Genomic DNA, 11,127 nt, shown 5'->3' with positions numbered 1-11,127 from the left:
CGGGTGGACACCAGAGGCGTCCCCTTGCTCAGGGGAGTCAGTTACTACTGAATTCTAGAGGACTTTGCGACACGACCAAGCGTTTGTGTATCGGGAACTCCTATCCGTTAGTCGGCAACGTACTGCCGAAGAGACGGACATGTCGCCAGACGATGTCGAGCTCAACCTCATCTCTGCTCAGACAAAAGTAGAGAGAGCCAGACACACCATCAAGATCATCGAGGAGTATGCACCATAGGTGATTGAAACAATGAGTGTTACAGTTCGGGAAGCTGAGATACCGCAAGGGCATGGACAACAGATTGAGATAGTGGCCCTCGGATACGAGAGCGAGTGGGTCCCGTCCTTCCCACGAATCCCAGACTACTATGAAGGAATCGAACCGGTATTAGAGCCATGGCTAATTGATCGACTTGACCTACCCGAAGACCCAGAGAGCGCGATCGAGACAGATGATCGTGTGATCTCTGTAGGTGAAAATGGATTTGAGTCGCCAATACTTGACGCTGAACTCGCTGCCATCGTTATGTTCGACGCCGACGAGAAGGAGTGGATTGTCGAGATAAACGAGGCTCTCAATTCTAACTGCTGATTTCGGTCTCCTCTGGTTACTGTGAATTTAGTTGAGTGGCCAGTATACCATCTGCATCGGTAGGTTCTCAGTGACACATTTCGGCTCTCGTGGACTCCTGTTCCTATAGGGTCTATTAGTCGTATCTGGTAACTGGGATTCACCGGCTGAGCGCACGACTGTTTTGTAGGAGAACTCATACCTCTAGGAGAGGTAGTTCGCTTGTACTGCGAATAACTCAGAAGATTGCAAACTCTATATTCAGCAGTCAGTATCAGTCCACATCACATACCGAATAGTTGTTTTGGTAGATTGGGCAAGAGCCAAAATAAAATCAGATAAGATCCGGAATCAGATATTATCGAGGTATCTCCGTCGCTGTTCGAGCTTGACTTCAGCCGGCCGTCTGTCGTAATGTTTTTCCAACACTTTTCGAGATACGTCCATTCTATCCCCCACCACTTCAACAGGAACATCTTGAGTTAGGAAATGAGTGATACTACCACGTCTAATCGCGTGGGGGTTCACAGCTTCCGGACATTTCGCATCCCGGCTGTCCTTGCACCCTGGGCATTCCTTATCAAGATAGCAAGGAGCCGTAATCTCATAGACGATGCGACGAATCGTACTCCGACTCAGCCGGCCAGTCTTCCCAGGCAGTAATGGATCTCGGCTGTGATCGTCGGTTATTTCCGACCGAGTATTTTCGATATAGTCTTCCAGAAGATCCGCGAGCTCAGAAGAAATAGCCACGAGGCGCTCCCCGCTTTGGCCATTTTTCAGCGTCGTCCCTTCGTCGGGACGGTGGGCTAGTTTGAGGCAACGATCCTCACGATCCACATCACGCAAATCCAAGGACCGTACCGCTCCGATCCGCATTCCAGTCTCCCACAATAGCGCGAACAGCGTGTGTTCCCGTGATGCGTAGTGGTACTTCGTTAGATATTGCAGTATCTCCTCGGCATGCTCGGCGTCCAACAACACATCGCGTTGCTCTTCTTCACCCCTCACCTCTGGAACGAGCACCTTACTGTAGAGGTCAGGATCGACTGCCTCAATAGTGCCGCACCAGTTCAGAAAGACACGAAGGGTTGACATCTGCGTCTGCATAGAGATCTTATTCAGGTCGCCGTCTGATTTGCGCCACAGGCGAAACTCGTGGATGTTCCGACCGCTAAGGTCGTTCATGTTGTCGATGTCGTTCTCATCGCACCATTCGACGAAGTAGTTCAGACGGTACTTGTGGCTCCGTACGGTCGTGTCGCTGCACTGGTTTCCCTTGTGCTCAAGGTAGAGTTCCTGTGCAGCGCGCGGTTGAATCGGTTCAAGATCCGATGGGTTATTAGCTGTCATAGGGTGTTTTTCCCAGAATCGCAGACGAGGAAAACTACCCGACAGCAACGGGGCGTCAGTACCGTTCAGCGAAAGAACCGTTTCCGAGTTGGCCCACTCGGTTTCCGAACGGTGTTCAGCCGTTCGGGATCGGTGGCCAAACTCCCGTTGGCGTACAATTTCCGTCAAGTCAGGTCCTGAGAGGCATTCCTGTCCCCGTCGCTCATAAGCGCAGTCCATGCTCCGAGCGCGCGAAAATAAACGGAAGAGGCGTATTCTGCTAGATACTGTTTGTGTTTGCCCTGCGTGTTCTGTGCGCCGATTCCAGCCCCGCCAGTGGGGCCGCCACCCCACCGTTGTTGTATTCTTTTTCGCCTACTCGCTCTCGCTGTCCCCCCCTTCGGATTCTTCATCTTCTTCGGCTTCTTCCCCTTCGGACTCTGTCCCTTCAGAATCTTCTGTTCCCGAGTCGGAACCATCGCTTCCCTCTGTCTCAGGGGTTTCTCCCTCGACTTCTTCGGCCTCGACATCCTGGCCGGCAACACCGCTCTCGGAGATCACGGGCAGTAGATTGTACTCCTGTTGCTGTCCCCTCTTGACGACGTTGATGTCGAAGACAAAACTGAGCGTCTCGCCGGCGACGACCTCGAACGGCTTGACTATCTGGAGCTTTCCACTTGGTATCTTGACTTCGACTGTCTCGCCCTCCACGATGCCCTCGACGTCGGCGGCGTAGAGTTCGAGTTTGGCATATCGACCCTCCTCAAGCCCCCCTTCGAAAACACTGATAGCTTTGTCGCCGACGACCTGTGTGAGATCGACCGTTGCACCATCGAGGTCGATGACTTCGAACCCGGGCTGGTCGTCGTCTTCGGTTTCTTTTTCTCCGCCCTCCGGTTCGTCGCCCTCGGCGTCCTCGTCGGTATCGTTTTCTTCCCCGTCTTCCTCTGCGTCGTTCTCTTCATCCTCTGGCTCGTCTTCCTCCCCGTCCTCTTGGGGTTCGCTTTCACCGTCTTCTGTCTCGTCTTCTTCTACGCTTTCGGGGAAGATGCGGGCTCGATCGAACGAAACGTTGAGTTCGTCGAAGTCGTCGATCGCCACCGGCTGATCGCTGATTAGCAGCCGGAACGTGCCGGCGGCCCTGGTCCCGCCGTCGGTGTCACCTGACGACGACCCGTCATCGTCGGGGTCGGTTCCCGTCGTATCCGCCGAGCACCCGGCCAGCATCAGCGCGCCTGTACCTGCGCCGACTGCCAAGATACGTCTTCGGAAATACTTGGTCGTCTCCGTGTCACTCGCTCCGTCCTGTTCTCGAGGTTGTTCTGGGCACATCGTATCCAATACTATGCCCGGTATATGGATATAGTCGGGAGTTACTGGCCTCGGATTGAGTTGAATTAAGCCGAATTATATTCCACCGCAGTCGGGGGGTTTCGCCGTGCTTACAGTCTGAGCGTAAATTGTGCCGAATCCAACGTGAGTTTTCGTATCCCCCGGAACGGCCGAACCTTCGCTTTCGAACTATTGTGTCTCGCACGCGGTTTTATACTACTCCTCCGTGGCTGTGATTCCTCGCTGGCCACGATACTCCTCGGTCGATACTCGGGTTGGCGGTGGGCTGCCGAATAGTTCATGTCCGGTTCGGCTCAACGGGGCATATGCGAGTACTTGTCACTGGCGCACACGGGCGAGTCGGCGAGGGCCTGAAGACGTATCTGGGTGACGACGAGGACTACGAGTTGACGTATCTCGATCGCGAGGACCACCCCACCTACGACACCCACGTCGCCGACGTAGCCGACTACGAGGCGATCCGACCCGCCTTCGATGGACAGGATGCTGTCATCCACCTGGCGGCGTACCCGTTGACCGATGGAACGTGGGACCAGGTCCGAGAGAGCAACCTGATCGGAACGCACAACGTCTTGGAGGCGGCGGCGGATGCCGGTATCGAGCAGTTCGTGTTCGCCTCCTCGATTCACGCTGCGGGGATGTACGAGGCCGAAAACGCCCCAGAACTCTACGAGCTGGATTTCGACCTGACGGTTACCCACGAGGATCCCGAACGCCCCGACTCCTACTACGGCGCCTCGAAGGCCTTCGGCGAGGACTGGGGTCGCTACTACATCGAGAAACGCGACTACCCCGAGCAGTTTTACGCAATCCGTATCGCCAGCATCCGGGAGCCGCCGTACGACAATCCCTACGGAGACGCCGAGAAAGGCGTCGAACGCGGTGACTGGGAACGGGGAAGCGACGAATACGAGACACAGGTCAAGCGCCTGAAAGGGACGTGGCTCTCGGAGCGCGACTGGGTTCAGCTGGTGGAATTGTGTTTCGATGACGACGAGCTAGAGTTCGGCGTTTTCTTCGGGACCAGCGAGAACGAACGCGGGTGGTTCGATATCGAGCACGCAAAGGAGGTACTGGGCTACGAGCCACGGGACCGGGCCGAGGAGTGGACCGATCCTCCACAGGAACTCCTCGAACACGTCGATGCCAACCGGGAAGACTGAAGCGAGCCATCGCCGCAGTCTACCCGAACGGAATCGCCGACACCCATACCACAGGTCGGGTGTGTCCGATCGAGGGCGAGGGGACGAGCCGCATCGGCTTCAAAATCACTATATTAGCGTATGAGGCTCTAAAACCCGGTTCAGCGTCCGAATCGAATCGTGAGTTCCTGCTCCCCATTATACCGGGAGACCCCTAACGGACAGATAACGCAGTCGCGTATCCCGGACAGTCGGGTTCAGACTGCGGGTGAAACTATGGAACTCAAAAACCTATTCCACGCTGACGACGACCGCGCCGTTTCGCCCGTCATCGGAGTCATCCTGATGGTAGCGATCACCGTCATCCTGGCGGCCGTCATCGGGACGTTCGTTCTGGGCCTCGGCGAAGAGGTCGAATCGAATCCGAGTGCTGGGGTTACGATCGATGGGACTACCGCGACCCTGAACAGCTTGGGGCCGAATACTGACGGTATTAAGTGTAGTAATTATAGTAATGACGCAAACGAAACCACTAGCGTAGGTCAATCAATCGATTGCCCGAACAGTAACAGCGTCGTCGCATATAGAGGAAGCGCTGGTTCCGCCGAGTCCGAAGCCGTCGTACAGGAATTCTAACGACCGGCCCCAACCGGCATTCTACGTTCTCCGTTTGTAGAATTAGCCTCACTTTTAGAATCGAGATTTATTTCCGGCAGAAACGCCTGTGCTGATAGAAACACTCATTATATATGAGCGTCGGCATCCACGGCAACTACTACCATACATTATTAAACATGTGGAACACGAACATCCGTCGGGATGAGCACCGACGAACCGAGCCCCAGCGCGGAACAGCACGGTCACGAACACCACGAGGCCGAAGGACCAGGGTATCCGACGCCGGCCGCGATGCGGACCGAGGGCGGGCGGGAGAAAACGGCGTACGTGATGGCGCCGCGGGTCGGCATGGAGAACGACGGCCCGGACTTCGTCGGCGTCGTCGATCTCGATCCCGATTCAAACACCTACAGTGAGATGATCGACGCGGTAGAGATGCCCAACAGGGGCGACGAACTCCACCACTTCGGCTGGAACGCCTGTTCGTCTTCCTGTCACGCCGAGGGGCTCTCCAGACAGTATCTGGTCGTCCCCGGCCAGCGTTCCTCGCGAATCCACGTCATCGACGCCGAGGATCCGCGCGACCCCGAGATGGTGAAGATCATCGAACCCGAGGACGTGTTCGAGTACGACCTGTCGGCGCCACACACGGTCCACTGCGTCCCCGGGGGAAAGATCGTCATCAGCATGCTCGGTGACGCGAACGGCGAACTCCCCGGGGGCTTTCTGCAGTTGGATCAGGAAGACTTCAGTATCGACGGGCGCTGGGAGGGCGACCCCGGCCCCATGGAGATGAACTACGACTACTGGTATCAGCCCCGCCACGATGTCCTCGTCTCCAGCGAGTGGGCCGCCCCGAACACGTACTATCCGGGATTCGACCTCGAGGACGTCGAGGACGGCAAGTACGGCGATAGCATCCACATCTGGTCGTGGGAGGACCGCGAGCACCTCCAGACGCTCGAGTTCGGCGAACAGGGCCGGATCCCGCTCGAGGTCCGGATGAGCCACAACCCCGAGGAGACACAGGGATACATCGGCGCCGCGCTGTCGTCCAACGTCATCCGGTTCTACGAGGACAGCGACGGAACGTGGGACTGGGACGTCGTCATCGACGAGGATCCCCGCGAACACGAAGACTGGGACATGCCGGTCCCGCCGCTCATCACGGACCTCCTGTTGTCGCTGGACGATCAGTACCTGTTCTTCTCGAACTGGCTTCACGGCGACGTGCGAATGTACGACGTCAGCGACGCGGCCAATCCCCGATTGGTCGATCAGGTGTGGGCCGGCGGCCTGTTCGGCGATCGACAGGACGTCCGGGGCGAGTCGATCCGTGGCGCACCGCAGATGCTCCAGCTCTCGCGGGACGGTCGGCGCCTCTACTGGACGACGTCGCTTTTCTCATCGTGGGACAACCAGTTCTTCCCGGACATCGCCGAGGAGGGGTCGCTGATGCTCAAAGCCGACGTCTATCCCGACGAGGGACGGATGGAACTGGACGAAGATTTCCTCGTCGACTTCGGCGACGCGCCGGGCGGGCCCGCGCGTGCTCACGAGATCCGCTGGCCGGGCGGCGACTGTACCAGCGACGTCTGGCAGTGACCGGTCGTGACGAGGGCGACCGTTTATACTGTCGAACTCGTCTGGCCGGACGGAGGAACTGAGACCGTCCGGATCGACGGCGAGGAAACCATCGTCAACGCGGCGGACCGGGCCGATATAGCCCTTCCGTACGGCTGTCTGTACGGGGCCTGTGGCACATGTACCGCCCAACTGCTCGACGGGACAGTGCGTCACCGCAAACCGCCACGGGCGCTGAAACAGCGCTCGCTCGACGCCGGATACGTCCTGCCCTGTATCGCCGTCCCCACATCCGACTGTCGACTCCGCGTCGGGCACGGGATTCAGGCCGAAGCCGTCGGCACCCCCTGGAAGTGAGTGCGTCCGGTCCCCGGTGGGACGATACTCGTCAAAGCCAACTCGGCACAGCCTACTCGTCGCTATCGGTGACGGATCCTCCGTGAAGTGTGTCTTCGAATGTCTGCCTGCGCTCTCTCCGAACATCTCGACGGCAGCGACGACAGCGGATTGTTTCAGCCGGATCGAAAAGCCCCATTCTGCCGACGCTTCCGACCCGTCGTCGATCGGGTCGGTCCGGATGGTCGTCCCGAAACGGAACTCCCCGACCCGGAGACAGCCGTCGACGTCGGGCGTGGCGGCCTCGTGGGCGACCTCGACGGTAGGCTGTATCGGGAGATCCGCATCCCCGTCAGTCGAGACAACGCCAACCCCCGGTCCGTCCGTCCCGGCCGGGCGAGTTCCCCCCGGACCGTCGTCGGTACAGCCGGTCAACCCGCCCGCGAGTAGCAGGCCGGTCCCGCCGAGATAGCGTCGCCATGTCGGTGACATACGTACAGTACGGTTCGGATATGTGTAGCGTTATTCACGGCTGATCGCCCGGTCGTCGTCGAGATGGCAACACGTGCCATCGATCGCGTCGGTGTCAGTGTCGGTGTCTGAGTCGGTGTGCGTCACGGACGGAATCGAAGCGGCGGTCGTAGGGATTCGCGTCCGCTACCGTCCCTGTGACCGGCGGAATCATTATGTACGTGCTGGGAGGGAACCGCATACGAATGAATGCGGACTGTGTTCACATGTCAGACCCCGGCGAACTGGAACTGATCGAACGGGAGCTGTCCCTCGACGACCACGAGGTCCTCGTGGAGACCGAACGGGCGAGTATCTGTGATGCCGATCTCCGCGCATACAAGGGAATGACGATCCCTACCGACCTCCCCGACGGGATCTTCGAGTATCCCGGCCACGAAGGGAGCGGAACCGTCCTCGAGGTCGGAACGAAGGTTCGCGAGTACGAACCGGGCGACGAGGTGATGTTGTTCGGGCCGAACAACGCCTTCGCGACCCATTTCAAGGCACCCGTCGAAAGCCTCCAGGAGGCGCCCTCGGGGATCGATCTGTCCGTCGCCGCGTTGGGCGAGCCCGCATGTGTCGGCATCTACGGCGTGTTCGAAAGCGGGGTCCAGCCCGGCGATTCAGTTCTGGTTGTGGGGCTGAATTTTCAGGGCCAGATCGCCGTCGAGGGGTTGAAAAAGAAAGGGGCGGCGACCGTCATCGCTGTCGACTACCGCGAGCCGCGGCTGGACGTTGCCGACCGGCGCGGTGCCGATGTCGTTTTGAATTCGGAGACGGACGACGTAGCCAGCGTTATTGAGGACCACACCCAGTACAACGCCGATGAAGACGCCAGTGGTCACGCGAGCGGCGATGCGGGTGTCGATGTCGCCTTCCATTCGTGTGGGTACTGGAACTCCCACGCCGAGGAGTATTTCAACCTCGCCGTTCAGCACACACGCGACGAAGGGATCGTCGTCTCGATCCCGGACCTGATGGACCCGATCGAGGCAGATCTCCACCGGATTCACCACCACGGGATGGATATCCGGATGCCGAACCTGATGCATCACGGCCCTGAATTCCTCGACAGGTGGGTGCCACGGCTGATGAAACCGATCGTCAAGGGTACGCTCGACGTCGAGTCGCTGGTCACGGACACGTACGGCCTTTCGGACGCCAGCGAGGCGATGGAGCAGTACAGTCGGGACGAATCACAGATCAAGATCGCACTAGAGCCGTGAGAACGATGCGAGACACCATCCGATTGGCTGTCGTGGGGCTCGGCAGGGTTGCCCACAGCCACATCGACGCGATCCGACACTGGGACGAACGGTGTGAACTCGCCGCGGTGGTCGATGTCGACGAGACGCGTGCCCGCTCCGCCTCCGAACGGTACGACGTCTCCTATTATACCGACACCGAAGAAGCGTACGCCGACTCGGAGATCGACGCCGTCGTGATATGTGTCCCACACTATCTCCACGAACCGCTCGCCATCGAGGCGATAGAGGCGGGAAACCACGTTCTGGTGGAGAAAGTGATGGCGACGTCCGTCGAGGAGGGCCAGCGCATGGTAGAGGCGGCACGGACCAACGACGTGAATCTGATGATCGGTCAATCGAGGCGGTTCTTCCCGTCGCTTCGGGAAGCGAAAGACCGGATCGACGAGATCGGGACCCCGATCAACCTCCAGTACACGTTCGCGTGTCACTTCGATATCGAGACGGCGCCGGACTGGTGGCAACACGAGGACAGAACGGGCGGCCTCGTCTACCCCATGCTCGGCGCACACAGTATCGATTACACCCTCTGGATGTTATCCGACCGTGAACCGGTCGCCGTCTATGCGGAGGGTGCCACGAACAACGAGACGTTCGAAGGGGACGACGACGCGACGATCGTTATCGAATTCGACGACGGAACCCACGCGACGAACTTCCTGTCGATCAACAACGCCCCGAGCGTACACCGCGGACTCGTAGTCGGGTCGGAGGGATCGATCTCGTGGGATCAACACGGCGACCACAGCGGCGACCTGGTCGGTGTCGCCTCGACCGACCTGATGATCAACGGCGAACCGCTGTCCCTGGAAGGTGAGAAGCCGCACAACTTCGCCCTCCAGATGCGGGAGTTCGTCGACTCGATCAAGGAAGGACGCAAACCGGAGGCTTCCGGAGAAGAGATCATTACACAGCTACGTATTATCGATGCGGCCAGACGGTCAGCCGGGGAACGTCGGATCATGGAACTCGAGGGGTAGGCGCACCCGGCCTGGCTAAACAACGCTGGGGCGTATTCGTGACGAGTTCACTCCACGATCGACGAGGTCGGTACCGATCCACGAGAACTGCGAATCACGATCGATCGCCACACAGGAGTACACTCGTCTCCGTTCGCATCCACCGGGAATACCCATCCTCACCCTCGACAGCAAAATTGATGCCCTCCTCGCCCTGAAGGCTGTTTCGTACGCACAATCCCTACCGCTTTGGTGTCTGGAAAAAGGGACCACGCTCTTCGGTAGACCGGCAGAACTAACCGAATACGTCGACGGCGATGTAATCCACGAGACCGTGGATCGGTGCTCCAGTGGGATTCGATGATCGGAGGAAGCCGTAGGTCCGAGCGACCTGTTTCAACCCATGTTGGGACAGATCGCGGAACTTCGCCAACTACGGCTGGAGCAGTGATCAAAGACATTCTGCTTGGTTCGTGGGGGAGCCCTCGAAGAGGTATCTATCGTCATGGACAACGTACTGGTGATTGTAATCGTATAGCCCGTAGGGTTGCCCAAACTCCGTTCCAGAGGGGATTTCGACAACAAGGAAACGGAAACGTGGAGTACGTTACTGTGAGCCGAGTTGTCTGGCTGTCTCTGCAATCTCGTGTACTTGGGCGGTTTGCTCTTCGTTCGCTGCAGCGATCGTTTCGACTTCTTCAGCCACCTCGTTGAGATCAGCAACCAGCGAATCAACCATGCTTGCGACTTCCTCCGTCGTCGCCGCCTGATCGTCCGTGGCGTCAGACACCTCTTGGATCCCTTGTGCGGACTCCTGGACGGCATCGAGAGTGTCCCCGAGGTTCTGCATCGTCTCGCTAACCTCATCCATCCCACGTTCGACCTGTTCGGCGACTACACCGAGGCTGTCAGCAGTCTCTTGAATGTCGGTTTCCATCTGCTCGATCGTTTCTTCTATCTCCCCGGCGTTCTGTTTGGTCTCGGTAGCCAGTGATTTGACTTCGTCTGCGACGACGGCGAACCCTTCGCCGCCTTCATCCGCTCGCGCCGCCTCGATCGAGGCGTTCAAAGCAAGAATGTTCGTCTGGTCGGCGATTTCGTTGATAACTGTCGTGAACTCGTTTACCTCGCTCATCTGTTCTTCTACCGTCTCCATATTGGCTGATGCCCCTCCGACCGCAGATTGAATATCTTCCATCGCCGCTCTGGCATCGCTTGCCGACTCGGTTCCCGACTCAGTGAGTGCTTCCGCCCGCTCGCTTGTCTCGGCCACTTCGGTCGCCGTCGAAGCGATCTCTTCGATCGTCGCACTCAGATTGCCGAGTTCGCTGGAGGCTTCCTGCATCTGGTCGGTCTGTTCGCTCACCGAGTCACTGACAACTGTTGCACTCTCAGTGATGTCTTCTGCCGCCTCGGACACCTCTTCGATTGGCGCTTCAAGCTCGCTTTCGACC

At 58.4% G+C, this 11,127-nt stretch carries 11 protein-coding genes and 1 pseudogene; 8 read left to right on the top strand and 4 right to left on the bottom strand.

The annotated features are described in order from the left end of the window. The first annotated feature begins 238 nt into the window (after positions 1–238). A complete protein-coding gene (locus tag KM295_RS14635; RefSeq protein ID WP_256030736.1) occupies positions 239–592 on the top strand; it encodes a hypothetical protein in 354 nt (117 codons plus the stop codon). Positions 593–922: 330 nt separating this feature from the next. Here KM295_RS14635 and KM295_RS14630 read toward each other — a convergent pair whose 3' ends face one another. Together KM295_RS14630 and KM295_RS14625 are read right to left on the bottom strand one after the other, a co-directional pair. Beyond that, entirely contained in the window at positions 923–1,924 is a 1,002-nt protein-coding gene (locus KM295_RS14630) for a tyrosine-type recombinase/integrase (RefSeq protein WP_256030735.1), read from the bottom strand. 354 nt (positions 1,925–2,278) lie between these two features. Beyond that, entirely contained in the window at positions 2,279–3,160 is an 882-nt protein-coding gene (locus KM295_RS14625; protein WP_256030734.1) for a DUF4382 domain-containing protein, read from the bottom strand. Between the two features lie 401 nt (positions 3,161–3,561). On the opposite strand from KM295_RS14625, the gene KM295_RS14620 reads away from it, so the two are divergent. The 7 genes from KM295_RS14620 to KM295_RS14590 all read left to right on the top strand — a co-directional run bounded on the left by KM295_RS14620 (position 3,562) and on the right by KM295_RS14590 (position 9,694). Beyond that, positions 3,562–4,419 (top strand): NAD-dependent epimerase/dehydratase family protein, encoded by an 858-nt coding sequence (locus KM295_RS14620; protein ID WP_256030733.1) that lies wholly within the window; start codon positions 3,562–3,564, stop codon positions 4,417–4,419. 255 nt (positions 4,420–4,674) lie between these two features. Then, a complete protein-coding gene (locus tag KM295_RS14615; protein ID WP_256030732.1) occupies positions 4,675–5,034 on the top strand; it encodes a type IV pilin domain-containing protein in 360 nt (119 codons plus the stop codon). A 183-nt stretch (positions 5,035–5,217) separates the two neighbouring features. Beyond that, complete coding sequence (locus tag KM295_RS14610; RefSeq protein WP_256030731.1) at positions 5,218–6,621, top strand: selenium-binding family protein; 1,404 nt, start codon at positions 5,218–5,220, stop codon at positions 6,619–6,621. Between the two features lie 6 nt (positions 6,622–6,627). Beyond that, a complete protein-coding gene (locus tag KM295_RS14605) occupies positions 6,628–6,957 on the top strand; it encodes a 2Fe-2S iron-sulfur cluster-binding protein (protein ID WP_256030730.1) in 330 nt (109 codons plus the stop codon). A 99-nt stretch (positions 6,958–7,056) separates the two neighbouring features. Continuing rightward, the gene (locus KM295_RS14600) at positions 7,057–7,386 is read left to right on the top strand and encodes a hypothetical protein (protein WP_256030729.1); all 330 of its coding nucleotides are present in this window, start codon (positions 7,057–7,059) and stop codon (positions 7,384–7,386) included. 287 nt (positions 7,387–7,673) lie between these two features. Then, the gene (locus KM295_RS14595) at positions 7,674–8,675 is read left to right on the top strand and encodes a zinc-dependent alcohol dehydrogenase (protein ID WP_256030728.1); all 1,002 of its coding nucleotides are present in this window, start codon (positions 7,674–7,676) and stop codon (positions 8,673–8,675) included. Positions 8,676–8,680: 5 nt separating this feature from the next. Further along, on the top strand, positions 8,681–9,694 hold the full coding sequence (locus KM295_RS14590; protein ID WP_256030727.1) for a Gfo/Idh/MocA family protein: 1,014 nt from the start codon (positions 8,681–8,683) through the stop codon (positions 9,692–9,694). 274 nt (positions 9,695–9,968) lie between these two features. On the opposite strand, the pseudogene KM295_RS14585 reads toward KM295_RS14590, so the two are convergent. Together KM295_RS14585 and KM295_RS14580 are read right to left on the bottom strand one after the other, a co-directional pair. Beyond that, positions 9,969–10,205: pseudogene (locus KM295_RS14585) on the bottom strand (IS1595 family transposase); the annotation flags it as partial. A gap of 75 nt (positions 10,206–10,280) precedes the next feature. Then, positions 10,281–11,127 (bottom strand): methyl-accepting chemotaxis protein (locus KM295_RS14580; protein ID WP_256030726.1); only part of this gene is annotated, 847 nt, incomplete at its 5' end.

Origin of the sequence: Natronomonas aquatica (assembly GCF_024449025.1) — an archaeon.
GTDB lineage: Archaea > Halobacteriota > Halobacteria > Halobacteriales > Haloarculaceae > Natronomonas > Natronomonas aquatica.
Note: the sequence above shows the minus strand (reverse complement) of the source record. Positions and strands in the feature narration are given on the sequence as shown.

What these genes read in the sequence shown, in the direction of transcription:
- KM295_RS14610 (WP_256030731.1), top strand. Translation starts at nt 5,218, where the DNA reads ATGAGCACCGACGAACCGAGCCCCAGCGCGGAACAGCACGGTCACGAA.
- KM295_RS14590 (WP_256030727.1), top strand. Translation starts at nt 8,681, where the DNA reads ATGCGAGACACCATCCGATTGGCTGTCGTGGGGCTCGGCAGGGTTGCC.
- KM295_RS14615 (WP_256030732.1), top strand. Translation starts at nt 4,675, where the DNA reads ATGGAACTCAAAAACCTATTCCACGCTGACGACGACCGCGCCGTTTCG.
- KM295_RS14630 (WP_256030735.1), bottom strand. Translation starts at nt 1,924, where the DNA reads ATGACAGCTAATAACCCATCGGATCTTGAACCGATTCAACCGCGCGCT.
- KM295_RS14595 (WP_256030728.1), top strand. Translation starts at nt 7,674, where the DNA reads ATGTCAGACCCCGGCGAACTGGAACTGATCGAACGGGAGCTGTCCCTC.
- KM295_RS14620 (WP_256030733.1), top strand. Translation starts at nt 3,562, where the DNA reads ATGCGAGTACTTGTCACTGGCGCACACGGGCGAGTCGGCGAGGGCCTG.
- KM295_RS14600 (WP_256030729.1), top strand. Translation starts at nt 7,057, where the DNA reads ATGTCTGCCTGCGCTCTCTCCGAACATCTCGACGGCAGCGACGACAGC.